This is a genomic window from Rhodobium gokarnense (assembly GCF_025961475.1).
Lineage (GTDB): Bacteria > Pseudomonadota > Alphaproteobacteria > Rhizobiales > Rhodobiaceae > Rhodobium > Rhodobium gokarnense.
In genome coordinates this window covers 185,853-212,544 of record NZ_JAOQNS010000006.1, presented here as the reverse complement: position 1 = coordinate 212,544, position 26,692 = coordinate 185,853, and the positions used below count along the sequence as shown (strand labels likewise).

22 protein-coding genes are annotated in these 26,692 nt (G+C 65.6%); 6 read left to right on the top strand and 16 right to left on the bottom strand.

Going from position 1 to position 26,692, the window contains the following annotated elements:
• Positions 1 to 3: 3 nt before the first annotated feature.
• The 5 genes from M2319_RS12525 to M2319_RS12505 form a co-directional block, all read right to left on the bottom strand.
• On the bottom strand, positions 4 to 702 hold the full coding sequence (locus M2319_RS12525) for a lysophospholipid acyltransferase family protein (RefSeq protein ID WP_264601797.1): 699 nt from the start codon (positions 700 to 702) through the stop codon (positions 4 to 6).
• A gap of 4 nt (positions 703 to 706) precedes the next feature.
• Positions 707 to 2,566, bottom strand: a complete 1,860-nt coding sequence (locus tag M2319_RS12520) for an ABC transporter ATP-binding protein (protein WP_264601796.1) — start codon at positions 2,564 to 2,566, stop codon at positions 707 to 709.
• A 94-nt stretch (positions 2,567 to 2,660) separates the two neighbouring features.
• Positions 2,661 to 2,909, bottom strand: coding sequence for a DUF4170 domain-containing protein (locus M2319_RS12515; RefSeq protein WP_264601795.1), 249 nt, complete (start codon positions 2,907 to 2,909; stop codon positions 2,661 to 2,663).
• Between the two features lie 42 nt (positions 2,910 to 2,951).
• A complete protein-coding gene (locus M2319_RS12510) occupies positions 2,952 to 3,755 on the bottom strand; it encodes a 3'(2'),5'-bisphosphate nucleotidase CysQ (protein ID WP_264601794.1) in 804 nt (267 codons plus the stop codon).
• Positions 3,742 to 5,088 carry a TldD/PmbA family protein gene (locus tag M2319_RS12505; RefSeq protein ID WP_264601793.1) on the bottom strand — a complete coding sequence of 449 codons (1,347 nt, stop codon included), beginning with the start codon at positions 5,086 to 5,088 and terminating at the stop codon, positions 3,742 to 3,744. Before M2319_RS12505 ends, M2319_RS12510 begins: the two co-directional genes overlap by 14 nt.
• A 291-nt stretch (positions 5,089 to 5,379) precedes the next feature.
• Between M2319_RS12505 and M2319_RS12500 the strand changes: the two genes are divergently transcribed.
• Positions 5,380 to 5,949, top strand: coding sequence for a DUF6101 family protein (locus M2319_RS12500; RefSeq protein ID WP_264601792.1), 570 nt, complete (start codon positions 5,380 to 5,382; stop codon positions 5,947 to 5,949).
• 22 nt (positions 5,950 to 5,971) lie between these two features.
• On the opposite strand, the gene M2319_RS12495 is transcribed toward M2319_RS12500, so the two are convergent.
• The 5 genes from M2319_RS12495 to ileS all read right to left on the bottom strand — a co-directional run bounded on the left by M2319_RS12495 (position 5,972) and on the right by ileS (position 13,361).
• Positions 5,972 to 7,306: a M16 family metallopeptidase gene (locus M2319_RS12495; protein ID WP_264601791.1), complete on the bottom strand. Its 1,335-nt coding sequence runs from the start codon at positions 7,304 to 7,306 to the stop codon at positions 5,972 to 5,974.
• A 50-nt stretch (positions 7,307 to 7,356) separates the two neighbouring features.
• Positions 7,357 to 8,817: a M16 family metallopeptidase gene (locus M2319_RS12490; RefSeq protein WP_406682109.1), complete on the bottom strand. Its 1,461-nt coding sequence runs from the start codon at positions 8,815 to 8,817 to the stop codon at positions 7,357 to 7,359.
• 254 nt (positions 8,818 to 9,071) lie between these two features.
• Positions 9,072 to 9,752, bottom strand: coding sequence for a hypothetical protein (locus M2319_RS12485; protein WP_264601790.1), 681 nt, complete (start codon positions 9,750 to 9,752; stop codon positions 9,072 to 9,074).
• Positions 9,753 to 9,834: 82 nt separating this feature from the next.
• Positions 9,835 to 10,368 (bottom strand): signal peptidase II, encoded by a 534-nt coding sequence (gene lspA / locus M2319_RS12480; RefSeq protein WP_264601789.1) that lies wholly within the window; start codon positions 10,366 to 10,368, stop codon positions 9,835 to 9,837.
• Positions 10,365 to 13,361, bottom strand: a complete 2,997-nt coding sequence (ileS, locus tag M2319_RS12475; protein ID WP_264601788.1) for an isoleucine--tRNA ligase — start codon at positions 13,359 to 13,361, stop codon at positions 10,365 to 10,367. Before ileS ends, lspA begins: the two co-directional genes overlap by 4 nt.
• A gap of 348 nt (positions 13,362 to 13,709) precedes the next feature.
• Between ileS and M2319_RS12470 the strand changes: the two genes are divergently transcribed.
• The gene (locus tag M2319_RS12470) at positions 13,710 to 14,939 is read left to right on the top strand and encodes a glycosyltransferase (RefSeq protein ID WP_264601787.1); all 1,230 of its coding nucleotides are present in this window, start codon (positions 13,710 to 13,712) and stop codon (positions 14,937 to 14,939) included.
• 15 nt (positions 14,940 to 14,954) lie between these two features.
• On the opposite strand, the gene M2319_RS12465 is transcribed toward M2319_RS12470, so the two are convergent.
• The 3 genes from M2319_RS12465 to M2319_RS12455 form a co-directional block, all read right to left on the bottom strand.
• Entirely contained in the window at positions 14,955 to 16,397 is a 1,443-nt protein-coding gene (locus tag M2319_RS12465) for a TrkH family potassium uptake protein (RefSeq protein ID WP_264601786.1), read from the bottom strand.
• A 120-nt stretch (positions 16,398 to 16,517) separates the two neighbouring features.
• Entirely contained in the window at positions 16,518 to 17,519 is a 1,002-nt protein-coding gene (locus tag M2319_RS12460; RefSeq protein ID WP_264601785.1) for a bifunctional riboflavin kinase/FAD synthetase, read from the bottom strand.
• 128 nt (positions 17,520 to 17,647) lie between these two features.
• Entirely contained in the window at positions 17,648 to 18,064 is a 417-nt protein-coding gene (locus tag M2319_RS12455; RefSeq protein ID WP_264601896.1) for a MaoC family dehydratase, read from the bottom strand.
• Between the two features lie 452 nt (positions 18,065 to 18,516).
• On the opposite strand from M2319_RS12455, the gene M2319_RS12450 reads away from it, so the two are divergent.
• The gene (locus M2319_RS12450) at positions 18,517 to 18,903 is read left to right on the top strand and encodes a response regulator (protein ID WP_264601784.1); all 387 of its coding nucleotides are present in this window, start codon (positions 18,517 to 18,519) and stop codon (positions 18,901 to 18,903) included.
• Between the two features lie 82 nt (positions 18,904 to 18,985).
• Complete coding sequence (locus M2319_RS12445) at positions 18,986 to 19,690, top strand: protein phosphatase CheZ (protein WP_264601783.1); 705 nt, start codon at positions 18,986 to 18,988, stop codon at positions 19,688 to 19,690.
• Between the two features lie 144 nt (positions 19,691 to 19,834).
• Here the strand turns inward: M2319_RS12445 and M2319_RS12440 are convergent, their stop codons facing one another.
• On the bottom strand, positions 19,835 to 20,494 hold the full coding sequence (locus M2319_RS12440; protein ID WP_264601782.1) for a sulfotransferase: 660 nt from the start codon (positions 20,492 to 20,494) through the stop codon (positions 19,835 to 19,837).
• Between the two features lie 258 nt (positions 20,495 to 20,752).
• Positions 20,753 to 21,622: a TIGR01459 family HAD-type hydrolase gene (locus M2319_RS12435; protein ID WP_264601781.1), complete on the bottom strand. Its 870-nt coding sequence runs from the start codon at positions 21,620 to 21,622 to the stop codon at positions 20,753 to 20,755.
• 158 nt (positions 21,623 to 21,780) lie between these two features.
• Here M2319_RS12435 and mutL point away from each other — a divergent pair, with 158 nt between their 5' ends.
• Both mutL and M2319_RS12425 read left to right on the top strand, forming a co-directional pair.
• Entirely contained in the window at positions 21,781 to 23,637 is a 1,857-nt protein-coding gene (gene mutL, locus M2319_RS12430; RefSeq protein WP_264601780.1) for a DNA mismatch repair endonuclease MutL, read from the top strand.
• Between the two features lie 178 nt (positions 23,638 to 23,815).
• Complete coding sequence (locus tag M2319_RS12425; protein WP_264601779.1) at positions 23,816 to 24,622, top strand: hypothetical protein; 807 nt, start codon at positions 23,816 to 23,818, stop codon at positions 24,620 to 24,622.
• A gap of 301 nt (positions 24,623 to 24,923) precedes the next feature.
• Here M2319_RS12425 and M2319_RS12420 read toward each other — a convergent pair whose 3' ends face one another.
• A complete protein-coding gene (locus tag M2319_RS12420) occupies positions 24,924 to 26,348 on the bottom strand; it encodes an EAL domain-containing protein (RefSeq protein ID WP_264601778.1) in 1,425 nt (474 codons plus the stop codon).
• Between the last annotated feature and the right edge of the window lie 344 nt (positions 26,349 to 26,692).

Here is a 26,692-nt window from a genome sequence, read left to right as displayed (position 1 = left end):
GGATCAGTCTGTTGTTTCATCGGCAATCGCATAGGCCCGTTTTATGACCGCGTCGAGGCCTGCCTTGACTCGTTCGCATTCGCGCTTGAGCCCCGCCTCGTCGAGATTGGACGGTACGAAGATCGGATCGCCGGCAACGAATCCGCAGCGGCTGAACGGCACGTTGACCGCCATCCTGTCCCAGGTGTCGAGCGTGATGCGGCGGGATGTCGCATAGCCGGTCGGCAGGATCGGCCGGCCGGAGCGGCTGGCGAGCTGGACGATGCCGGGGCCGCAGACTCGCGCGGGGCCCTTCGGGACGTCCGCGGTGAGCGAGACGGAGACACCGTTTTCCAGGCACCTCAGCGCCTCCAGGAAGCCGCGCACGCCGCCGCGGCGGGAGATCTGGCGCGCGGTCTTGCCGCCGGAGGCGCGGATCAGGCCCATGCCGAGCTTCTTTGCGGCAATCGCGTTGATGTCGCCGTCGCCGGACTTGGAGATCATGACGCGGATGTCGGCGTTGGTCGGCCTCGCGAACGGCATCAAAAAATGCTGGCCGTGCCACATGGTAACGATGTTGGGGACGACCGCGTGGTAGTAGCCGTCGATGTCCTCCGGCTCGATGATCAGCGTGCTGGTGCGGTCGACGAAATCCAGATAGGCGGCGAGCGTATTTCCTATGAGGCGCCGGAACGCCTCCGATTTGACGACCCGTTTCAGCATGGCGTCAGCCGGCGCTCGCGGCGGGCGTTGCCGGGGTTTTGGGCTCGGGCGCCGCGCCGTCGGCGTCGCCGCGAAACTGGGTGCGGTGGAGATGGGCGTAGAGGCCGTCGCGGGCGATCAGCTCGGCGTGAGTTCCGGTCTCGACGATGCGGCCCTTGTCCATGACGACGATGATGTCTGCCTTTTTCACCGTCGACAGCCGGTGAGCGATCATCAGCACGGTGCGTCCCTCAAGCAGCGTGTCGAGGGCAAGCTGCACCTTGGCCTCGGCTTCGGCATCGAGCGCGCTCGTCGGCTCGTCGAGGAGGACGATGGGGGCATCGCGCAGGATGGCGCGGGCGAAGGCGATGCGCTGTTTCTGGCCACCGGACAGGAGATTGCCGGATTCGCCGACGCGGGTCTCATAGCCGTCGGCGAGCGCGGCGATGAACTCGTCGGCGCCGGCGGCCCGTGCGGCATCGAGAATGGCCTCGTCGGTGGCGCCCTCCGAGCCGTAGCAGATGTTGGCGCGGACGGTGTCGTCGAAGAGCACCGGCTCCTGGGTCAAAAGCGCGTTGGAGAGGCGCACGCTCGACAGCGTCGCGTCGCGCAGGTCCTGGTCGTCGACGAGGATGCGTCCAGAATCGGGGTCGAAGAAGCGCAGCATCAGGTTGATCAGCGTCGACTTGCCGGCGCCGGACGGCCCGACAAGGGCGATGCGGCTGCCGGCGGGCACGTCGAGGGTGAAGTCGGCAAGGACCGGGCGCCCCTCTTCGTAGGAGAAGCTGACATTGTCGAACCGGATGGCGCCTTCGCGCACGACCAGGGGCTTTGCCGCGGGGTTCTCGGCGACCTTGGTGTCGCGGTCGATGATGCCGTAGACACGCGAGGCCGCGATGACGCCTTCCTGCAGCGTGTTGTGGAGCTGGGCGAGCGCCTTCACCGGCTGGTAGATCAGCATCGCCGCCGTCATGAAGCCGGAGAAATGGCCGAGGGTGAGATCGCCATAGATGCCCTGGTAGCCGCCATAGAGGATGGCGCCGGCAAAGCCGAGGCCGGAGAGCGATTCGGCGACCGGCGCGGTGGCGGCGCGCATCCTGACCGTCTGCATCATGTATTCCAGCGTCCGGTCGATGATCGCGCGGGCCCGCGACGTCTCCTCGGCCTCGCGGTGATAGGCCTTGACGACGCGGATGCCGTGCAGGGTCTGGGCGACGATGGAGCCGAGGTCGCCGGTCTCCTGCAAGGTGCGGCGGACCGAGGAGCGGGTGCGCTTTCGCTGCAGGCGCAGGAGCGAGCCGCCGATCGGCAACGCGGCAAGGACGATCAGTGCCAGGAGCCAGTCCATGTAGAACATGGCGCCGGTCAGGAAGACGATCTGCAGGAAGTTCTTGGCGATGCCGGAAAGGGTCTGGGCGGCGGCGCGGTTGACCACGGTGACGTCGGTCATGAAGACCGAGACGAAGCGCCCGGAATGGGTCGACTGCAGCCAGCCGAGGTCGGAAAAGGCAAGCTTTTCGAAGAGCTGGGTGCGCAGATCCGCAATGATGCGGCTGCCGAGATAGGCTTCCGTGACCCGCGAGGTGTAGTCGGCAAGGCCGCGCGCCACCATCACCAGGAGGACGGCGACCGGCAGCACGTAGAGCATCGCCTCCTTGCGGGCGATGAAGATGTCGTCGATCGCCCGCTGCATCAGGAACGGCATGGCGCCGGTGGTGGCGGCAACGAAGGCCATGGTGGCGAGCGCCACCACCAGCAGCGGCCAGCGCGGCTTCAGGTGGTCGCGGGCAATGCGGCGAACGACCTCAAAGGTCTCGATCGGCGGCACGTCGAGGGTGTCGTCGTCCCGCGCGTCCATCGCCTTGTCTAGAAGGATACCCTTCAACCAATTATTCCCGCATTGTCGCCGGCGTTCACGGACGCTCAATACACGTCGCGACCGCCGGCGTCATCCCTTTGCCACCTACCGCGGCAACGGGTCAGCCCTGCAGATCCTTGTCGTGGTCCGGGTCGAGCAACCGGTGCACGTGGATGATGAAATAGCGCATATGGGCGTTGTCGACGGTCATGTGCGCCTTCGATTTCCAGACGTCGTAGGCGGCAGCGTAGTTCGGGTAGACGCCGACCACCTCGACCTCGTCGAGGTTGGAAAAGGTCACGTCTTCCAGGTCTTCCAGCTCGCCGCCGATGACGATGTGGAGAAGCTGCTTCTGCTTGTCTTCGGCCATTTTGTGCTCCGCATGAGATCGGGTGTCGTCCGGGAGGAACGGCTATCGGTGACGGACGGACGAGGCGATCCGCTGCCGCAGCGCTTCATGGACACCGGCGGCGGCAGCCACCAGCGCCGGATGACGCAAGCGCCGTTCATTATAGCGGATCTGGCGGCCGTCGATATCCGTCATCAGACCGCCCGCTTCATGCACGATCAGGTCGGCGGCGGCAAGGTCCCAGTCATAGGCGTCGGGACGGGCGGCGGCGCCGTCGATACGGCCGTCGCCGACCAGCGCGAGGCGATAGGCGAGCGAGGGGATGAAGCCGGCCCGCCTGATGCCGGTCGCGGCCAGCGCCTTGTCGGAAATGACGTTCTTGGAGCCGGCGATCAGCGCGCCCTTCAGGCCCTTATGGCGGCTCGGCGCAATCGGCGCGCCGTTGAGGCTGGCGCCGGCGCCGGCGGAGGCCAGGAACAACTCGTCGTGAACCGGGGCAAAGAGGGCGGCGGCAACGGGCCGGCCGGCCTCGGCGATGGCCAGCGACACGGTCCAGTCGGGCCGACCGTCGACGAAGGCCCTGGTGCCGTCGATGGGATCGACGACGAAGACCCGGGCGCAGCCGAGCCGGGTCGCGTTGTCCTCCGATTCCTCGGAAATCCAGCCATGGTCGGGCCGCGAGGACACGAGGCGCTCGCGCAGGAAATCGTCGACGGCGATATCGGCCTCGGTGACGACCGAGTTGCCCTCCTTCATCCAGCGGTCGGGATCGCGCCGGAAATAGGTGAGCGCGAGGGCCCCGGCATCGCGGGCGGCCCCTGCCAGGAGGTCGAGGTCGGCACGCCCGGCGGCGTCAGCGTCCGGCAATGGTCACCCCTTCGACGGCGACCGTCGGCACCTCGATGCCGAAGCGGTACTCGGGATCGTTGGCGGGGATCATGCGGGCGAACATGTCCTTCAGGTTGGCCGCGACGGTGATCTCGCTGACGGGCGTGGTGATCTCGCCGTTCTCGAACCAGAAGCCGGAAGCGCCGCGGCTGTAGTCGCCGGTCACCGCATTGACGCCGTGGCCGATGAGGTCGGTGATGAAGAGCCCGGAGCCGATCTCCTTCATCAGCTCCTGCGGCGACTTCTCGCCGGCGCCGAGCGTGACGTTGGTGGCCGACGGCGAGGTGCCGCCGCCACCGCGCGAGGCGCGGCCGTTGGTCTCAAGGCCGAGTTCGCGGGCGGTCGCCGAATCGAGCAACCAGGACTGCAGCACGCCGCCGTCGACCAGGTCGAGCGGCGAAACGCTCACCCCTTCCGCATCGAAGGGGCGCGAGCCGAGGCCGCGACGGCGCAGGGGATCGTCGGCAATGCGGATGCCGGGCGCAAAGACCGGCTTGCCCAGACGGTCGGTCAGGAAGCTGGTCTTGCGGGCGATGGCGCCGCCGCTGATGGCGGCGATGAAATGGCGGATGAGGCTGGCCGCCGCGCGCGGCTCATAGATGACGGTTGCGCCGTTGCGGGTCTCGATCTTGTCGGCGCCGAGCCGGGCCACCGCTCGCTCGCCGGCGCCGCGGCCGATCTTTTCAGGCGCATCGAGATCATCGCGGTGGGTGGCGACCGACATCTCGTAGTCGCGCTCCATCGCCGTGCCGCTGCCGGCGATGGCCGTCATGGAGATGGTGTGGCGGGAGACGAGGTAGGAGCCGGCAAAGCCGTCGGAGGTGGCAAGGACGAGGCCGGAGAGGCTGGTGCCGGCATGGGCGCCGCCGGATTTGGCAACGCCGTCGACGGCAAGGCCGGCCTCTTCGGCAACGAGCGCCACGTCGGTAAGCGCCTTGGCGTCCGGCTGCACCGGGTCGACGAGGTCGAGGTCGGGGAACTCGCGGGCGAGCCGGTCGCTGTCGGCAAGGCCGGCGAAGCGGTCCTCCGGGGCGACCCTGGCCATGGCGACGGCGCGCTCGGCCAGCGTGTCCAGCCGGTCGAGCACATTGGCCGAGACCGAGGCGGAGCGGTTGCCGACGAAGACGCGTAGCGAGAAGTCGTCCGACTCGGAGCGCTCGCTCTCCTCCACCTTGCCGCCGCGCACGTCGATGCCGAGCTGCACGCCTTTGACGACGACCGCATCGGCGGCATCGGCGCCGGCGCGCTTGGCCGCGGCAACGAGCTCGGCGGCCCGCGCCTCGAGCGGTTTTAGATCCAGATCAACTGACATTGAAAGAGTCTCCAGGTTGGGGACTTCTTAGGGCGCCCAGAGCGGTGCGGCAAGCGCGGCGGATTTTCCGGACGGTCGGGTGCGTGCTGCAACGGGCCTCGAACGGGCCGCCGTCAAGATGAACAAGAGGTTTCCAAAAGTCCCGGTGAGATTCTGCTAACCCTTTCAGAAATCACTAAAATTTAACCAGACCGCTTAAGCCGATCCAAACCTGTCCCGCATAAATTGACCATCAACATGAACACGGGAACTCAAGAAAAACCATCCCAAGCAAAGTTCATGAGGCGTCAAATGTTGAGTAAAAGAGCCGCTCTTGAGCGGAACAGCTTCGGCTTGAGGCTGGATCCCTTCTCCCTGCCTGCGCGTTATTCGGCCCCGCTTGCCGGCGCGCAGGCAGGCGATGAGGCAAATATCTATCTCGACCGGGACCTGGTGGTGGTCAAGAGGCGGCTTTCGGGCCTGCCCCTCACCGTCTCGCTGCCGGTCTCGGCGTTCACGGGTATCGCCGTGCGCTCGACCCCGCTCGACGAGGAGGGCGCGGTCGCGGTCTCCATCGAGCTTCTGCACCGGGACCCGGCGCTGTCGCTGCCGCTGGTCGTCGCCGACTGCTATGACGAGATCGTCGCCGACTGGCAGGCCTGGTCGAAGACGCTCGGCCTGCCCCTGATGCTGATCGAGGCGGACGGCAGCCTGACCCAGCCGGTCGCCCATATCGGCCGGCTGCGCTTCGACGGCACGCTGTCGCGCCGCCGCCGGGCAAACCGTCGCCGGCGCCCACGCTTCCTCGGCCGGCGCAAGACCGGCCTGCCGGAGCGCACCGAGACGCGCTACGCGGAACGCGAGATCATCGCGCGGACGTAACGACGTCCGCGCCTTCCCGACATCAGCTCGAAGACTGCCCGACGACCGAAATCGTCAGGTCTCCGCCGGCCAGCACCCGCTTGGCCGCGCGCTTGACGTCTTCCAGGGTGACGGCCTCGATGAGGCCGTTGCGCTTGTCGATATAGTCGATGCCGAGGTCTTCCTGCTGGATGGCGACCAGCGCCTCGGCAATCTTGTCGGACGAGTCGAAGCGCAGCGGGTAGGACCCGATCAGGTATTTCTTGGCCTTTTCCAGCTCCTCGGCCGTCGGCCCCTCCTCCGCCATGCGGCGGATTTCGTCGCGGATCAGCTTCAGCGTCTCGTCGGCGCGCCCGGACCGGGTCGCAGTGCCGCCGAGGAAGATGCCGGCGTGGTCCATCGGCGCGAGATAGGTGTAGACGGAATAGGCAAGGCCGCGCTTCTCGCGCACCTCCTCATAGAGCCTTGAGGTAAAGCTGCCGCCGCCGAGGATGTGGTTCATCACATAAGCCGGGACAAAGTCCTTGTCGGCGCGCTTCAGGCCGGCGCCGCCGAAGCGGATGACGGTCTGCGGGATGGCCATCGATTCCACATTGCGCGCGCCGGTCACCGGTGAGACATCCGGCACCTCGGTGAGATTGGCCTTTTCCGGCAGGTCGCCAAAGACCTCGTCGACGAGCTTGCCGACGGTTTCCGCATCGATGGCACCGACGACGGCGATCTTCAGATTGTCCCTGGCAAAGACGTCCTTGCGGAAGGTCTTCAGGTCATCGACGGTGATCTTCTTGACGCTTTCCTCCGTGCCCTTGCTGGGATTGCCGTAGGGGTGGCTGGGGAAGGCGGTCTTGAACCAGACGCGGGCGGCGATGTTGCCGGGGTCCTTCTCGTTGCGGCGGATCGAGGTGAGCACCTGGGCGCGGATGCGCTCCACCGGCTCGGCATCGAAGCGCGGCTCGTTGACGGCGAGCTTCAACAGGTCGGCGCCCTCGGAGAGATTGGTCGTCAGGGTGCGCAGGCTGCCGTAGAAGGCATCGCGGCCTTCCGAGAAGGAAAGCTTCACCGAGGTGTCCTGCAGGCGCTCCTGGAAGGCGGCGCTGTCGAGATCGCCGGCGCCCTCGTCGAGGAGGCCGGAGACCATGTTGGCAACGCCCGCCTTACCTTCCGGGTCCTGGGTCGAGCCGCCCTGAAAGGCGAAATTGACCGCGATCAGCGGGATCGAATGCTCTTCCACCAGCCAGGCCTCGATGCCGCCGGGGCTGACGACCCGCTGGATCTCCATGGCGCGGGCGAACGGCGTGAGCGCCACCAGGGCGACGAAGGCGAACGCGACGGTGAGCGCCTGAAGCGCGCCGCGGGCGGGAACATGCTGCCGGATCACGGGCCGGGTCTCCTTCATTGTCATCGTCTCTGTCGGCATCTGAGCGGGCATCAGGATTTCGGCTCCGGTTTCTTGGCGGGCGCATCGGCGCCGTCCTTCGGCGCGTCGGCCGCGGTCTTGACGGGGGCCGGGAGGAGTTTGGCGGTCACGGCATAGTCGTTACGCAGATACGTTTTCGCGGCGTCCCGGACCTCCTTGGCCGTCACCTTGTCGATGCGGGCGGGCCAGGTCTGGACGCCCTCCACGGTGCCGCCGGTGGTCAGCGCGGCGCCGAAGATACGAGCAAGGGTCGCCTGGCTGTCCTGCGCGTAGATGGCGTCGGCGACGATGGTGCGCTTGGCGCGGGCCAGTTCCTCGTCGGTGACGCCGTTTTCCGCGACGTCGCGGATGATTGAGTCGATCTCGGTCGTCAGGGCGTCAAGCTCGATGCCCGGGCGCGGCGAGGCATAGACGGAGAAGCGGGTGTCGTCGAGGGAGGTGCCCTGGTACCAGGAGCCGGCGCTGGCCGCGAGCTTCTTGTCGACGACGAGGCTGCGGTAGATGCGGCTGGTCGAGCCGCCGCCGAGCACTTCGGCAAGGACGTCGAGCGCCTCGGCCTCGCCCTCCTTGGCCGTCGTGTAGCTCGGCGTCGGCCAGGCGCGGCGCACGCTCGGCTGCGTCACCTGCGGATCGCGCAGGATGAGGAACCGCTCGGCCATCGGCTTGGGATCGGTCGGGCGGATGCGCGGGCCGGGATCGGCGCGGCGCGCGACCTTGCCGTAGGTCTTTTCCGCAAGCGCCTTCACCTCGTCCGCAGTGACGTCACCGGCAACGACGAGGACGGCGTTGTTGGGCGTGTAGAAGCGGTTGTAGAAGGCAATCGCATCGTCGCGGCTCAGCTTTTCCATCTCGTGGCGCCAGCCGATGATCGGGATGCCGTAGGGGTGCTGGACGTAGAAGGCGGCGTCGAAGGCCTCGCCGAGCCGGGCGGACGGCGAGTTGTCGACGCGCGAGGCGCGCTCTTCCAGGATGACGTCGCGCTCCGGCAGCACCACCTCGTCGGTGAGCACCAGATTGGCCATGCGGTCGGCCTCGAACGACATCATCAGCTCAAGGTTCTGCTTGGAGACCTTCTGGTAGTAGGCGGTGTAGTCGTAGGAGGTGAAGGCGTTCTCCTCGCCGCCGATCTCCGCGACCGTTGCCGAGAACTCGCCGGTCGGGTGGGTCTTGGTACCCTTGAACATCAGGTGCTCAAGGAAGTGGGCGATGCCGGAAACGCCCGGCTTTTCGTCCGCCGCGCCGACCTTGTACCAGATCATGTGGGTGACCACCGGAGCCCGGCGATCCGGGATGACGACCACTTCCAGGCCGTTATCAAGCGTGAAGGTGGACACGTCGGCGCCGACGACCGGCGGCTTCTCCGCCGCCTCGATGGCCTTGGTCTCGGCAAGGGCCGCCGGAGCACCGGCGAAAAGGGCGGGGCCGACGGCGAGGAAGGTTGCGGCGGCAAGGCTCGGAATCCAGTGCTTCAAGGCGGGTCCTCTCGGCTGTTTCGGCGGACGGCGGCGAAGGCCGTCGTCTTCGGCAGGCGCGCGCGTTCCCGCGCGCGTTTTCAAAGCAATATAGGCGGCGGAAAACGCCCTGCCATAACCATTACGCGATTGTAATCTTTAGGCGGATCGGCAACGGACCACAGGGCGGCGTGCCGGCGGGGCACGCCGCCGGCGCACGGGACAAAAACGCGAACTTGAGAAAGGTCAGGTCGTACCGGCAAGGCCGGGCGAGATCAGAACAGGTCGCCGAGCCACTTGTTGACCTTGGACTTGTTCTCCGGCGGGCCGACCGGCGCGTTCGGCGCCGGCTTGCGGAAGTCGCTCGGCGGCTCGACCAGATAGCGGCGCTCGGGCACCTCGCCCGGATCGAGTTCCAGGTCCGTGTCCGGCACGTCGACGCGCTGGCCGTCCATTTCGGCGCGGGTCAGGCGCGGGGAAATGGATTCCTTCTGGCGCAGGCGCTCCAGATAGTTGCGCGGACGGCCCTTTTCGCCGGCACCGGAAATGCGGCCGGCCTCGATCTCTTCCTTGGTCAGGAGCGGCGCCTCGTCCTTCTTCAGGCGCTCCATTTCCTTCAGGGTGGCGGCCTGGCGCCGTGCGGCGTCCTTTTCTTCCTGGTCGACCGGGAAGTTGGCGACCTTTTCCTCCGCGGCGGCCGGGTCTTCCGGCGGCGGCAGATCGGTCTCGGAGGCGGGCATGGCCAGCGGCGAGCGCGGCGCATAGTTGATCGGCTTGTTGTCCGGATTGACGCCGCCGAGGCCTTCCATGATGCGGTTGACGACGGCCGTGTCCGGCGCCTCTTCGGCGCGCGTGCCGTCGTCGAAGCTACCGGAGGAGCCCGTCAACAGGCTGTTGCAGCCGGCAAGCATGCCGACGCCGACCACCAGGCAAAGCGGTTTCAGAAAACGCAACACTCTCGGTATCTCCGTCACCCGGCGATCCTCAATTCCGGCGGCCCGCGCCGCGACAGTCGTCGCGCCATTGCAGGCCGCTGTTCTAGCCGGTCGGTTCTTGCCCGTCCTTTGCGGCATCTTTCGGGCGGCCGACGAGGGAGTCGTACAGAAGACCGACGACGCCCGCAACAATCCATATGTCCGCGAAGTTGAACACATACCACGAGAATTGACCGATGTGAAAATGAAAGAAATCGGCGACGGCGCCGCGGAACACCCGGTCGATGCCGTTGCCGAGCGCCCCGCCGAGGACGAGGCCGAGGGAAATCGCCGGCAAAAAACGTGTCGCCCTGAGGAGCCAGAGGAGGAAAACCACGCCGGCGACGGCGGTGACGGCGATCAGAACCCAGCGGCCGAAATGGCTGTCCTGCTGGAACAGGCCGTAGGAGACGCCGCGATTCCAGGTCAGCACCAGATTGAACCAGGAGGTCACCGCGATCGGGCTTTTTTCCGCGATATCAACGACATGCAGCATCCAGTATTTGTGGATCTGGTCGACGAGCAGGCCGAAGACCAGGACCGCAAGGCCGAGCGACCGCGCCCGCCGGGCGCGGTCGGTATCGCGGGGCTCCGTCATTGCGCGGCAGCGGCAGCGCGGGCCTGGAACTCGCGCATCGCCTCGGCGTCGCGCGGGCTGAGGTCCGGCCACTCCGGATCGGCGCCGATGTCGGTCAGCACCTTCCAGGAGCGGGCGCATTTGGTGCCTTCCGCCTTTGCCGGCACGACCGAGACGCCGGCGACGTCATCAAGGCGGAACGCATCGTGCGGCCCCTCGCCCTGGACGACCTCGATGCCCGACGTGATCGAGACCTCGGCGAGGTCGACGCCCTCAAGGGCGACGATCAGACCGGCATCGGAGATGAACACCTTCGGCGCGGCTTCCAGCGAGGAGCCGATGCGCTTTTCGCGGCGCTCGATCTCCAGCGCGCCGGTGATGACCCGGCGCACGGCACGGATCTTCGCCCATTTCGCCGCCAGGTCGTCGTTGCGCCAGTCGGCCGGCACCTCGGGGAAGAGGTGCAGGTGAACCGTCTCCTCCTCGGCCGGGAACCGCGACAGCCAGGCCTCCTCCATGGTGAAGGGCAGCATCGGCGCCAGCCAGGTGACGAGGCACTCGAAAAGCTGGTCGATGACGTAGAGCGACGCCTTGCGGCGCGTCGAGGAGTAGGGATCGCAGTAGAGCGCGTCCTTGCGGACGTCGAAATAGAACGCCGACAGTTCGACCGTCATGAAGTTGAAGAGGGTCGAGACGATGCGCTTGAAGTCGAAGTCCTTATAGGCCTTGCGGACCAGGGCATCGAGCTCGACCAGCCGGTGCAGCATCAGCCGCTCCAGCTCCGGCATGTCGGCAATGTCGACGTCCTCGCCCTCGAAATGGGCGAGCGAGCCGAGCATCCAGCGCAGGGTGTTCCTGAGCTTGCGGTAGGCATCGACGTTGGTCTTGATGATCTCCTTGCCGATCCGCTGGTCCTCGCCATAGTCGGTGGACATCACCCAGAGCCGGAGGATATCGGCGCCGTTGTCCTTGATGACGTCCTGGGGGAACACCTGGTTGCCGAGCGACTTCGACATCTTGCGGCCGTCCTCGGCCATGGTGAAGCCGTGGGTGATGACCGTGTCGTAGGGCGCCCGGCCGCGGGTGCCACAGCTCTCCAGCAGCGAGGAATGGAACCAGCCGCGGTGCTGGTCGGAGCCTTCCAGATAGACGTCGGCGGGCCATTTGAGGTCCGGGCGCTGCTCCAGGCAGAAGGCGTGGGTCGAGCCGGAATCGAACCAGACGTCGAGGATGTCGTTGACCTTGTCCCAGGCCGACGGATCGTCGACGCGGCCTTCAAGGAACCGCTCCCTGGCGCCATCGGCGAACCAGGCATCGGCGCCCTCTTCTTCGAACGCGGCGATGACGCGATCGTTGACCTCCTGGTCCTGCAGGATCTCGCCGGTCTCCTTGTTGACAAACACCGTGATCGGCACGCCCCAGGCGCGCTGGCGCGACAGCACCCAGTCCGGGCGATGCTGGATCATGCCGTAGAGCCGGTTCTTGCCGGCAGCCGGCACGAAGCGGGTGTCCTCGATGGCGTTCAGGGCGCGGGTGCGGAGCGTGTCCTTTTCGGTTGAAGCGCCGCCATTAAGACCGAAACCGTCGAGGTCCCGGTCCATGTGGACAAACCATTGCGGGGTGTTGCGGAAGATGATCGGCTTTTTCGACCGCCAGGAATGGGGGTACTGGTGCTTCAGGCGCGCGCGGGCGATCAGCGCCCCGGCCTCCACCAGCTTCTCGATCACCACCTTGTTGGCGTCGCCCTTCTTGCCGTTCTGGTCGATCACCCGGCTGCCTTCGAAGCCCGGGGCGTCCTTTGTGAAGAAGCCTTCGGCGTCGACCGGATGGGGGATATTTGACGAGATCCCCCTCTCCTCGATCTCGGCCTTCTTCTCCATCCAGATGTCGAAGTCCTCGCCGCCATGGCTGGGGGCGGTGTGGACGAAGCCGGTGCCGTCCTCGTCCGTGACGTGGTCGCCGTCGAGCATCGGCACGGAAAAATCGTAGCCGAGATCGGCGAGCGGATGGGCGCAGGTGATGGCGGAAAGTTCAGAGGGTCGAACATCACATAGCCGCTCGAAGCCCTCGACCCGGGCAGACGCCATGACCTTGTCGGCAAGACTGTCGGCGAGCAGATAGGTATCGCCTGCCTTAGCCCAGTTCTCTTCCGGCGCCGCCGTCACCCTGTAGAGGCCATAGGCAATCCGCGAGGAATAGGAGATCGCCCGGTTGCCGGGGATCGTCCAAGGAGTCGTCGTCCAAATCACAACGCTAGAAGACACGAGAGCATCGACGAATTCTATACCAGAAAGGCCATCCTCCTGCGCATTCATAAAGCGTGCGCCTTCAAAGCGAGTTACCGGGAACTTCACGAAGATCGTGTCGGATTCGTAGTCGTGGTACTCGACCTCGGCCTCGGCGAGCGCGGTGTGTTCCACCACCGACCACATCACCGGCTTGGAGCCGCGATAGAGCTGGCCGGACATGGCGAACTTCATCAGTTCCTTGGCGATCAGCGCCTCGGAGGAAAAGGCCATGGTGGTGTAGGGCGTCTCGAAGTCGCCCTCGACGCCGAGGCGGCGGAACTCGCCCGACTGCACCGTGATCCAGTGGGCGGCGAAGTCACGGCATTCCTTGCGGAATTCGTTGATCGGGACGTCGTTCTTGTTCTTGCCCTTGGCGCGGTACTGCTCCTCGATCTTCCATTCGATCGGCAGGCCGTGGCAATCCCAGCCCGGCACGTAGTTGGAATCGTAGCCGAGCATCTGCATGGAGCGGGTGATGACGTCCTTCAGCACCTTGTTGAGGGCCGTGCCGATATGGATGTTGCCGTTCGCATAGGGCGGGCCGTCGTGGAGCACGAACTTCTCGCGGCCTGCGGCCTCTTCGCGCAGGCGCCGGTAGAGGTTCATCTCGTCCCAGCGCTTCAGGATTTCCGGCTCCTTCTTGGGCAGGCCGGCGCGCATGGGGAATTCGGTGTTCGGCAGGAACAGGGTCTTGGAATAGTCCCGGGTATCGGTCGTATCGGTCATTGCGGGGTCGCTTTCGGCGATGCGCTTTTTGTCGCGCATCCTGTCATCGGGAGTGTGGACGTTTGCGGCGAATGAAGAGCCCGGCCGGGCAGCGGCGCGGCTCTTTCGGTCCCGGTCCCTCGCGCGCCGTTTTGTCGGCGGTCAGGCGAAGGCCGGGCGCGTAATTCGAATCGGCGGCCGCAACGGCCGTATCGCGTTTTTCATCGGGCTCATGGCGCGCCTTTTACCAACCGGGGCTCCCCAAGAAAAGCCTTGCTTTGGTTTCGCCCCGTTCGCCGGCCCGCGGGGTTTATTGCGGCGCGAAAACGCGGCAAGGTGCAGCCCGATCGCGAAGGGGGCCGCCACGGCATGCGCATTCTGTTCCTGCACAACAATTTTCCCGGCCAGTACCGGCGGCTGATGCAGTATCTCGCCGACGACACGAGTATCGAGATGGTGGCGGGAACGCTCGCCACCAACAGCCAGACCTTTCCGATCAGCCGGGTGAACTACAAGCCGCACCGGGAGGTGACCCAGGCGATCCATCCGGCCGCGGCAACTACGGAATCGGCGATCCTGACGGCGCAGGCCGCATTCCAGGGGCTCTATCCCCTGAAGCAGCGCGGCTGGCGGCCGGACATCGTCTGTGCCCATTCCGGCTGGGGGCCGGCGCTGTTCCTGCGCGAGCTGTGGCCCGACACGAAGCTCCTCTCCTATTTCGAATGGTATTATCAGCCGCGCGGTTCCGATGCGGACTTCCTCGATGATGGCGACCGTTCGGAAGACTCTGACGCCCGCACCAGGATGCGCAACGCACCGATCCTGATGGACATCGCCCAGATGGACTGGGGCGTCTCGCCGACGCGCTGGCAGCTCTCGCAGTTTCCCGACCACCTGACGGCGCGCATCAGCGTGCTCCATGACGGCGTCGACACCGACTATCTGGTGCCGGACGGCGATGCGACGCTGGAGGTCGACGGGGTGACGCTGACGGCAAAGGACGAGGTCGTCACCTATGTCGCCCGCGGCATGGAGCCCTATCGCGGCTTTCCGCAATTCATGGAGGCGGTGGCGCGGCTGCAGAAGCACCGCCCGAACCTCCACACGGTCATCGTCGGCGACGACCGGGTCGCCTACGGCACCAGGCGCAAGGACGGCAAGAGCTACAAGGAGCACGCGCTGGAAACGCTCGACCTCGACACGTCGCGCGTCCATTTCCTCGGTCTCGTTCCCTTCGCCACCTTCCGCAGCGTCATCCAGATCTCCAGCGTCCACGTCTATCTGACGGTGCCGTTCGTGCTCTCCTGGTCGATGCTTGAATCGATGTCCTGCGGCGCGCTGATCGTTGCCTCCGACACGCCGCCGGTGCGCGAGGTGATCGCCGACGGCCTCAACGGGCTCCTCACCGACTTCTTCGATACCGAGAGGCTCGCGGCCCGCGTCGAGGAGGCGATCGAGAACCAGGTGAAGCTACGCCCCTTGCGCCTTGCCGCGCGGCAGACGGCGCTCGACCGCTATGCGGCGAAGAACCTCGTCCCGGCACATCGCCAGCTCATGATCGACGTTGCCACCGGCACATTGCCCGGACGGGGAAAGTAGCTCCGGCGACGCCGGTCAGTTCGACCAGAATTCCGGATCGAAGATCACCAGCACGGTAAAAAGCTCCAGCCGGCCCATCAGCATGGCCGCCGACAGCACCCATTTGGCGCCGTCGGAGAGCGGGGCGAAATTGCCGGACGGGCCGATGACGTCGCCAAGGCCGGGGCCGACATTGCCGATCGCCTGGGCGGCACCGGTGAGCGCGGTGACCAGGTCGAGGTGGAGCAGTGTCAGGATCACCGTGAAGACGCCGACGAGGCCGAGATAGGCAACGAGGAAGGCAAGCACCGAGGTGACGATGTCGGGCGTCAGGCGGACGTTGTTGTAATGCTCGGAGACGACCCGGTGCGGCCGCACCATCACCCTCAGATGGTGCCGCAACGTGCCGGCAAAGACGATGAAGCGGAAGATCTTGATGCCACCGCCCGTGGAGCCGGTACAGCCGCCGACGAAGGTGAGCATGAAGACCGTGCCGACGATGGGCGCGCCCCAGAGCGTGTAGTCCTGGTAGGAAAAGCCGGTCGTCGTCACCACCGAGGTGAAATTGAAGGCCGCCATCAGCAGCGCGTCGAGCAGCTCGAAGCGGTGGGTGAAGACGAGGAAAAGGGCGCCGAACAGCGAGACGATGACGAGGAAGCGGAACAGCGTGATCACCTGCGGGTCGCGCCACAGGGCGAGCGGGCGGCCGCGCACGGCCTGGATGATCAGCGTGAACGGCACGCCGCCGAGGAACATGAAGAGGACCGCGAACCACGCCGTCGCCGGTTCGGTGAAATAGCCGAAGGAGGCGTCGTGGGTGGAAAAGCCGCCCGTCGACAGCGTCGTCATGGCGTGGTTGATGGCGTCGAACCAGGTCATCTCCGAGGCCCGGTAGGCGAGCGCGCACAGCGCCGTCAGAAGCAGGTAGACGCCGGCGAGCAACCGCACGAAATCGCCGGCGCGCGGCACGATCTTTTCGCTGCGGTCGGAACTTTCGGTCTGGAAGAGCTGCATGCCGCCGACCCGAAGGTATGGCAGCAGCACGATCGCCATGACGATGATGCCGATGCCGCCGAGCCATTGCAGGATCGAGCGCCACAGGAGCAGCCCCGGCGGCTGCTGTTCCAGATGGTCGAGGACGGTGGAGCCGGTGGTAGTGATGCCGGAGACCGCCTCGAAGGCGGCATCGGCGTAGGAAATGCCGAGGCCGAGGAAGGGCAGCGCGCCGAAGGCCGGCAGCGTCGTCCAGGCGAGCGTCGTCAGCAGGAAGGCCTGGCGGATGCTGAGGCCCTCGACCAGTTCCCGGTGGAAGGAGAGCGCCAGGAGGAGGCCGATGGCTCCGGTGAACAGCGCCGAGGCGACGAAGGCGATCCAGTCCGGGTTGCCGACGGCGACGTCGACGATCGCCGGCACGATCATCGCCGTGGCGAGGCCGAAATAGAGAAAGCCGAGGATGAAGAAGATCGGCCGGACGTTCATCAGGAGCCCTTCAGGGATGCCGCGCACGGCGCACCGCGCGCGGCAGCGTTCGGGGTCGCCCCCGCACAATTGCTAAAACCGTCTATATGCGGCGGTGGTTCCTGATGCAAAGGGAGGTTTTCAGGAAAACGCAAGGGCGGCATCGAGCGCCGACAACGGCGCCAGCCCGGACAGCACCATGCGCGCCTCTTCGGTGTCACGGGTCATCTGGGCGATCAGCGCCTCGATGCTGTCGAACTTTTCCTCCGCCCTCAAGTAGGAGACGAAGGTGACGTCGACGGTCTTGCCGTAAAGGTCGCCGTCGAAATCGAACAGGAAAACTTCCAGCAGCGGGATGCCGTCGCCGAAGGTCGGGCGGCGGCCATAGCTTGCCGCCCCGTCATAGAGGACGCCGTCGACGCGCATCCGCACGGCATAGATGCCGTGGGCAAGGCCGCAGTCGCCGGGAAGCTTCATGTTGGCGGTCGGAAAGCCGAGTTCGCGGCCGCGCTTGTCGCCGTGGACGATTTCCTCCTCGATGAACCAGCGATAGCCGAGGAGGCTGGCGGCGCCCGTCACGTCGCCCTCTTCCAATGCGGCGCGCACGCGGCTTGAGGAAATGCTGGCGCCGCCCTCGTCGCCGAAGGCGTCCGCGACGGTAACGCCGAAGCCAAAGCGCGTTCCGGCCTCCTCCAAAAAACTCGGCGAGCCGGCCCGGCCCTTGCCGAAATGGAAGTTGTAGCCGACGACCACGTGGCTCGCCTTCAGGCGCTCCAGCAGGATGTCCTCGATGAAGTCCTCGGCCGAGACGGCGGCGAAATCCCGGTCGAAGGGGACGACGACGACGCCGTCGAGCCCGATCGCCTCGATGACCCGCGCCTTGGCGTTCGGCGGCGTCAGGCGGAAGAGCGGCAGGTCGGGGCGGAAGACGCGGCGCGGATGGGGCTCGAAGGTCATGGCGAGCGCGGGCACGCCCTTGTCGCGGGCGATCGTGACGGCGCGCTCCAGCACCGCCTGGTGGCCGCGGTGGACGCCGTCGAAATTGCCGATGGCGACGACGCCGCCCTTGACCGCAGCCGGAACGGCATCCAGCCCGGCGGCATGGACGAACCGACCCTTTGAGGCGTTGCCGACATCTTCCATGAAAAATTTCGGATCCTGTTGCGCCGCGGAAAGATCACTTTCCCATAGGCCCTTGCGGCGGCGCGACCCTGCCGCCTCACCGGATCGGCGTCAAGTGCCTGGCGTCATCGACCGGGCATCGGCCGTGCTCAGGTGGCCAGCGGCCTGGAGCCGAGCGGGCGCGCGGTGCGCGAGGGTACCTTGACCATCGCCTCGCCGTCGAGCACCAGCGTCTCGCCGACATGGCACTCGCAATGGAGCCGCGCGCGATGGCCGCGCTCCAGGAGTTCGATGACCTCCACCGTGACGACGACCTCGTCGTCGATATGGACCGGCGCCTTGAAGTTGAGGCTCTGGGACAGGTAGATCGCGCCCGGCCCCGGCAGCCGCGTGCCGAGCACGGCCGAGATCAGGCTGGCGGTGTAGAGGCCGTGGGCGATGCGGCTCTTGAAGGGCGTGCGCGCGGCAAAATGTTCGGAAAGATGTATCGGGTTGCGGTCGCCGGAGACCTCGGCAAAACCGACCACGTCGGAGGCGGACACGGTCTTGATGAAGGTTTCCGTCATGCCGACGGAAAGATCTTCGTAAAATAAAGTTCTGAGTTCCAGCACTTTCTGTTTCTCCCACCGGGAAAGGCCCGTTGCTCTTGTCTTGCCCCGCCCTTCCGGCCGGTGCCGCGGCGGCGAGGGTTTCCGGGGCCGAACGGGCCCTCGACCTCACCCTTAGGCGAGAGCCCCAACAGCGTCAACAGGACCATCGGATGGGGCGGCCGGGGCGCCCGAAAGCCCCCCTTCGGGAGCCCCCGGGGCAAGGCTTCCTGCGGTCCTGAATACCGCAAAGCCGAGGTTTTCCGCCCGTATACATAGACTTTTTCGGAATTAACGGAACTTTCAGAGCCTATCACTATATTCGGCGATGGGGATGCACATGATTACAGACAATCAACCCCCCAGTCGCAACATCGCGAACCAATTCAGGGGCGTATTCGCCGCGGTCGTTGAGAAGTGTGGAGTAAACGATGGCGCTTGATCTTTCAATGCCGGTCCTTGTGGTCGATGACTACAAGACTATGATTCGCATCATTCGGAACCTGCTGAAGCAGCTCGGGTTCACGGACATCGACGAAGCTTCGGACGGTACCGAGGCGTTCGACAAGATGCAGGAACGCAAGTACGGTCTGGTCATTTCCGACTGGAATATGGAGCCGATGACCGGATACGAACTCTTGAAAAAGGTTCGTGCGGAAAATTCGATCTCCAAGACGCCGTTCATCATGGTGACGGCGGAATCGAAGACCGAAAACGTGATCGCCGCCAAGAAGGCCGGCGTCAACAACTACATCGTGAAGCCGTTCAACGCGCAGACGCTGAAGGGCAAGATCGACGCCGTTTTCGCGTCCGAGTAATCGCCGACAGGCATTGACGGGACCGCCGGGGCTCCCCCGGCGAGGTTCCGGTTCCGTGATCGGGACCGGATGAGGGATCGATATGTCCAAGGGTTCGCCAGACCACGTCAAACGCGTGGCGGAATATATCCAGCAGCACAAGCCGAGCGACGGCGATATCTCGTTGAAGGAAGTCATGGCGCTCGCCGAGACCATGACCGACTCCTACAAGGAGGTCTTCGAGAAGATCAACACCGTCGTCTACAAGGACCTGACGGCGATCGCCACGGCGATCGAGGAGATGCGCGACGAGATCTCGAGCCTTCGGGCCGAAGACATCAAGCACAACCGCATCCCGGAGGCCGGCAAGGAGCTCGATGCCATCGTCGCTTCAACCGAGCAGGCGACGCACTCGATCATGGAAGCGGCCGAGGCCATCATGGCGGCCGACCAGAGCGACCCGGAGGCCTTCCAGGAAATCGTCAACGACCGCGTCGTGGAGATCTTCGAGGCCTGCGCCTTCCAGGACATCACCGGGCAGCGGATTTCGAAGGTGGTTTCCACCCTCTCCTTCATCGAGACGCGGGTGTCGTCCTTCATTGACCGGCTGAAGCTCGTCGGCGAGGACGCGGCCCATGAGGAAACCGCGGAAGAACGCCGCCGCCGCGAGCTGATCCTGCACGGACCGCAGCACGCCGGCGAAGGCGTCGACCAGAGCGACATCGACCGGATGCTCGCCGAAGACGGCGACGAGGCCGACGACACCGGATCGAGCTCCCAGAACGACATCGACAAGCTTTTCGACTAGAGCGTTTCACGCGTATTCTTATCCGAAAATCGGTTTCCACTTTTCGGGAATACGCTTCAGTCTCCAACGGCGGGCAAACAGAAAGACCGGACGGCGCGCGGTTATCCGACCGCGCGCTTTGCGTTTTGCCGCGATCGGCTGCGGTTATCCGAACAGGGCGATCTTGGCCTTGTAGATTTTCACGAAGAAGCGGTTCATCAGGCTGCGAACGGGGTAGCGCCGCCGTCGCTGCGCGCCGCTGTTCTCATGTACGCCGGCGATCGAGGCGGGAGTAACGCCCAGCACCGATGCCAGACGGTCGAGGTCGTCCTTGTTGCCCGTCCGGTAGACCATCACGGAGCCGCCGACGCCGCGGAAGAAGTCCAGGACCTCGGCATTGAAGTCGCGATAGGCCGCGATGTGTTCTTCCTCGCGCCCGTGCGGGTAATAATATCCGAAAAACCTGCGCATCGCGACGTTGCCCTGCCAGTGGTAACTTTCCGCGTGGGTCTTCAGGCTTTCTATCCAGGCGAATTCGTCTTCGCGCATGGACAGGATGAACAGGGCCTTGTTTTTATATTTCTGCCAAAGCTCGCGGTAGACGATCGGGATCGGCCAATCGGAGAACGCATCGGCTTCGTCCAGGAAATCGCCGAAATCGGAGCAGTCCCCGCTCCAGACCGCCTGCAGCAAGGCCTTGTTCTTGCCGCGCTGGCGCAGGCCTGCGATCTCGAAAATACGCCGTAACGTGGACAATCCGGTTTTGGGAAGACCGACCACGAAGATCTTGGCGTACCCGGCATTCCCGCCATCGCCAAATGTCAACTCAGACGCCGCCACAACCGCTGCAGCCCTATTTTGAAAACTTATCCGTTTTACAAATTCTCCAGACTATCTGCAACTCGTATCATACGAAATTTGAATTTTGGCACACAAAGGGGAGTCGAGTGGCAGGGCGTGTCAAAGCCCCGCTTGTCGGCAGGCGATTTGCGATCTATCGAAGATATGCGCGGACGGCGAGGATATGCGCGGCCGGCCGGCCTGCGGTCGATGGCGCCCGCGGCCGGCGCGCCGGTCCCTGTCCTACCAGGAAAGCCGCGGCATGGCGGCGACCACCCGGCGGCCTTCCCGGTCGAGCCGCTCGGCCACCCTGGCGGCGTCCGGCGCATCGATCGGGCCGAAATCGGCGGCGTGGATGCCGCCGGTGATGAACAGCGTCGGCAGGCCCTGGTCGCATGCGCCGGCGATGTCGGTCGGCAGGCCGTCGCCGATGGCAAGGACCTCGTTCTTGCCGAGGTCGGCCCCGGCCACCTCGGCGAGCCGGGCAAGGGCGGCGTCGTAGATCGGCGCATGGGGCTTGCCGAAGATCGTCACGTCGCCGCCGATGGCGGCATAATCGCGGGCGAGCGCGCCGGCGCACCAGATCAGGGTGTCGCCGCGGTGGACGACGACGTCGGGATTGGCGCAGACGAGGCGAAGCCCCTTTGCCTTCAGCTCGGCGAGAAGATCGCGATAGTCTTCCGGCGTCTCCGTGGTATCGTCGAAGAGGCCGGTACAGACGACGAGTTCCGCCTCGCCCGGGTCGACGCGGTCGATGCCGGTGCCGTCATAGAGGGTGAGGTCGCGGTCGGGGCCGAGGTGGAAGACCTTGCGGACGTTTTCGCGCTCGAAAAAGAGCTGGGTGGCATCGCCGGAGGTGACCACGCTGTCGAACGCATCGCGCGGCACGCCGACATGGGCGAGCTGGTCGTAGATCGGGCCGGACGGGCGCGGCGCATTGGTCAGCAGCACCACGGCGCCGCCGCCGGCGCGGAATTGCTGAAGCGCCTCGCAGGCGGCCGGAAACGCGGCGATGCCGTTGTGGACGACGCCCCAGACGTCGCAGAGGAGGCCGCGATAGCGGCCGGCGATTTCGGAAAGGCCCTTGGCGAGCGGAACGGATGCGGTTGTCATGGCGCTGGCGGTAGCCGGTAACGGGGTGGGGGTCAAGGCGGCGGCCTGAATGTCTGCCCTGCATGGACCGACTTCGCAGGGAAGTGTTGAAGCCATGTGACGGCGGGGTGCGAATCCGGCAGTAATCAGAGTTTCAACAGAGGTTGGAAACGAAACCCGTGGCGATCAAGAAACTTTCCGATGCAGTCGTCAACCGGATCGCGGCCGGCGAGGTCGTGGAGCGGCCGGCGAGCGTCGTCAAGGAACTGGTGGAAAACGCGCTCGATGCCGGCGCGCGGCGGATCGAGGTGGTGACCGCCGGCGGCGGCAAGTCGCTGATCCGGGTCAGCGACGACGGGCGCGGCATGACGCGGGCGGACCTTGAGCTCGCCGTGGAGCGCCACTGCACCTCCAAGCTGACCGAGGACGACCTCCTCGACATCCGCACCCTCGGCTTTCGCGGCGAGGCGCTGCCGTCCATCGGCGCGATCGCCGAGCTGACGATTGCGAGCCGGCACAAGGACGAGCCCCATGGCTGGGAGATTGCAGTCGCCGGCGGGCGCCTAACGGCACCGAAGCCGGCGGCGCTGACCGCCGGCACGCGGGTGGAGGTCAAAGAGCTCTTCTTTGCAACGCCGGCGCGGCTGAAATTCCTGAAATCGGACCGGGCCGAGGCGACGGCGATCACCGATGCGGTGCGCCGGCTGGCCCTCGCCCATCCCGCGATCCGCTTCTCGCTGACGGGGTCCGACCGCAGCGCCCTCGACTTTCCTGGCGCCACCAGAGGCGAGCGCATCTCCCAGGTGATCGGGCGCGAATTCGTCTCCAACGCCATCCCGATCGAGGCGGAGCGCGAAGGAGTGCGGCTCTCCGGCCTTGCCGGGCTGCCGACCTACAACCGGGCCAACACGCTGCAGCAGTTCTTCTTCGTCAACGGCCGGCCCGTGCGCGACAAGCTGCTGCTCGGTGCGCTCAAGGGCGCCTATCGCGACCTCCTTGCCCGCAGCCGCCATCCGGCCGTCGCGCTCTTCGTCGACCTCGACCCGCATGAGGTCGACGTCAACGTCCATCCGACCAAGGCCGACGTCAGGTTCCGCGATCCGGGGCTGGTGCGCGGGCTGGTGGTCGGCGCCGTCCGCCAGGCGCTCGGCGCCAGCGGGCCGCGGGCGACGACGACGGGGGCGGCCCGGACCCTTGAGGCGCTGAGGCCGCGCGGCGCGCCCCCTCCCCGCGCGCCGCACCGGCCGGCGACGGCCTGGCAATCGACCGACTGGCGCACCTCGCCGTACCGGCCGGTGGCACCTGTTGCGGGCGCCGATACCGAGACGCTGCCGCTGGAGCGCCCGGCGCCTGGCGGCTTTGCGGAGGAGCAGGCCGGCTTTGCCGATTTCGCCGCGCCGTCGGCCGACGCGCGCGGCCATGACGAGGCGTTAGGAGACAGCGTCGATGATATGGCGCTGCCACTGGGGGCCGCGCGGGCGCAACTGCACGAGACCTATATCGTCGCCCAGACCGATGACGGCATCGTCATCGTCGACCAGCACGCCGCCCATGAACGGCTGGTCTATGAGCGGCTGAAGACGGCGCTGGCGACCAAGGGCGTCGCCCGCCAGATCCTGCTCATCCCGGAGGTCGTCGACCTGCCGGAAGAGGACATCTCGCGGCTTCTCGACAGGGCCGAGGAACTCGCCGAGACCGGCCTCGTCGTGGAAGCCTTCGGCCCCGGCGCCGTCGCGGTACGCGAGACACCGTCGATGATGGGCGAGATCGACATTCGCGGCCTTGTCACCGATCTCGCCGACGACCTTGCCGAGTGGGAGGCCTCGACCCGCGTGCGCGACCGGCTCGACCACATCGCCGCGACCATGGCCTGCCACGGCTCGGTGCGCGCCGGCCGGCGGCTGAAGGCGGCGGAAATGAACGCGCTCCTACGCGACATGGAGGCAACGCCCAATTCCGGCCAGTGCAACCACGGCCGGCCGACCTTCGTGGAGCTGAAACTCTCCGACATCGAGCGGCTGTTCGGGCGGAAGTGAGTCCCAAGGAAAAGGGCGCCACCTACGCTCAGTTGGCCCATAGGTTACCTGCAATCTGAGTTGACGGGAACGAGGCGAACGTGCGGAATACGCTCTCTCGGAGCAAATTCAACACGGCGCTTCCCCCTCAATGCCAAACCGCAATCGAAGTGACAGAGGTGCACTCATAGCGCTTGGATTGGCGCTCGCCGCGATCGTGGCGGTTGTCGCTATCCAAACGTTGATGCCGGAACGAAACGGCCCAACGGCGCCTCAGCCTAAGTCACAACAAGTAGAGCGTGCCGAGCAACATGAACTCCAAAACCTCGTAGCCGCTATTCGCGAATTTAGGCCTTGGCAGGACTCCTACGCCCAATGGACTATGGCTGTTTTCGGTATTCTCGCCACGGCTGTTAGTGCTTTGGCGGTTTGGTTGGTCAACAATACTCTGGCTGAAACCAGGAAGGCTACAAGAGCTGCGGAGGAAGCCGTTGCCGCCACCCGTGAAATGGGAGAGGCGCAGGTCCGAGCATACCTCACTACCGATGGGGGCCGGATCCGGAGTGGAGCCGTAAAAGGCCACCTGGCCTTCAAGATCGAAATTACCCTGAAAAACAGCGGCCAATCGCCCGCGTTTGGAATCAGGGTAAGCGCAAGGATTTCGGCCAGCAACGCAAGCGTCGTACTCCCATTTGATGTGTTTGCTCATTGCAAAATAATTGGTGCGGGCGAGTCGGAAGCTGCAGAAAGCCAAGACTACATATTCAAAGGAAGACCGTGGCCACCGGAATTCGGATCAGATGGCACTTTGTCGGTCTTGGGAACTATTCACTGGCGAGATGTTGTCGGCGGTAAACATGAAACAGAGTTCGAACTTCGCCAAAAAAACGGCGGTTGGATGAACGCGGACAAGGGCATCATCGACTACGAGATGCTTGGCGCCTCGACCGTTATGCGCATAAACGGACGTGACACCAGACGAGCTAGCAATCATCGAAAGCGTTAGAATGGTTCGGCATCCGTTCGCTCTTGCTTTGTTCGCCCCATTCGCCAGATGCCGCCTCTCCCCGTCACCCCGGACTTGATCCGGGGCCTATTGCCCCTCACCGCACGGTATGCCGGATAGTGCAAGTATGGGCATCGGCGCGGAACGAGGTTTCGTCAAACGCCGAGAAGGGCTACTGCATCGAGAGAGGCAATGGGTCCCGGGTCTCCGCTGCGCTCCGCCCGGGATGACGGCGGAGAGAGAACGCGCCCGGGATGGAGCAAGGGAGAGATGACCCGGCAAGACCGACGGGCGTAGCGCCCTACCCCGCGGCGCGGCGGCGGGTTTTGGCGAGGCTCGGGGCCGGCGGCGGGGTGGTCGGGGCGGGCTGGGAGGTGCCGTCGGGCGGCGACAGGGAGGCGAGCACTTCCGGGCGCACGGGTTTGGGATGGGCGAAGACGGCGCCCTGGCCGTAGCGCAGCTTGAAGTCGAGGAGGCCGATGACCTGGGCCTCGCGCTCCACCGTGTCGGCGACGATCTCGATGCCGTGGCGCGAGGCAAGGTCGGCGATGTCGGCGACGTGGATGTCGGCGCGCGGCGGCGTGTCCTCGTCGAGGAGGCGCCCGGCCGGCAGCTTGACGAAGCGGAACCCGCGGGCGGAAAGATCGGCAAAGTCGATATGCAGGTCGCGGACCCGGTCGAGCGAGAAGCGGCAGCCGAGGTCGCGCAGGAAGGTGAGGCCTTCAAGCTCCAGCGGACCCATGGCGCGCAGGGATTCCTGGCGCAATTCGAACACCATGGAGCGGGCGAGATCCTTGTTGATCTCCAGGAAGCGCTCGAACTCGCCGAGGAACTGCTCGTCGACGAGGCTGGTGCCGGACAGGTTGCAGAACAGGCCGAGGCCGCGGTTGCGCTGGGTCAGGCGGCGGGCGATGCGCGAGGCGTTCTGCAGCACGAAGCGGTCGATGCGCGGCATCTGGCCGGCGCTTTCCGCGGCATGCAGGAAGGTCTCCGGATAGAGGTAGCTGCCGTCCTCCTCGATCAGCCGGGTCAGCACCTCGTAGAAGCGGACCTGGCGCTGCGGCAGGGAGACGATCGGCTGCATGTGCAGTTCGATGCGGTCGTTGTCGAGGGCGGAGCGAACCGCGGCGACGAGCCGGCGGCGCTCGGCATCCAGCCGGGCGGATTCCTTGCGCCTGGCCGCCGCCTCGGCCTCCTCTTCAGCAAGCGCGGCGCGTTCTTCCGCCTCCTCGTCGCGTGCGGGCCCGCGGACCTCGCGCGCCGGGGCATCGCGCGAGGGGATCATCGCCACCGGCGGCGGCGCGGCGGCCTGGCGCTCGCGCTCTTCCAGCTCGGCGATACGGGCTTCGCTTTCGGTCAGCTGCTCGGCCATCTGCTTGACGATGGCGCCCAGCACCTCGACCTCGGCGAGCAGGGAATCGATCTGGTTGCTGCGTTCCGGCTGGGTTTCCGCCTCCAGCTTGACGAGACGGCGCTCCACATTGGTGATCTCGTCGGCAGTGGCCTCGAAATTCTCCAGGATCTCGTCGAAGCGCGAGGCGACGATCCGGCGCTCGCGGCGGCGCTGGGACTCCGCCTGCAGCATCACCACCACGAGCATGACGGCGGCGGACAGCAGAAGCGCCTCGCCGATTTCCGCGCCAAGCTGCAGATGGGCGATGACGCCGACGGAGCCGGCGATCACAACCATGCAGACGAATACGAAAACGGCGATGATCCGGGCCATACGCGTGTCGAACAGTTCGCTTGCCGCGATTCCCCTGCAGAATCGCGAATCATTAAGGGGATGATGCGCGATTTTTCCCCGGCCTGCACGGTCGGTCTCACCTGTTTCCCCGGAGAAAGGCTTTCAATCCCCCCGGTTTTCACCGGTTTTCCAGTACCGCGCCCGCGTTCGCAGCCTGGCCAGGACGTGCAAGAGGACGCCGGCTGATGCGTGAAATTTCCCCGAAATCTCCGGCGCGGGGCTTCTGAGCGGTCAAAACCGGGCTTTTCCCGGTGCAGTCCAGCGCCTCAACCAATACAACTCTCCAGTCGGACACAGGCAATCCCCGGTTCATATACAGTTTA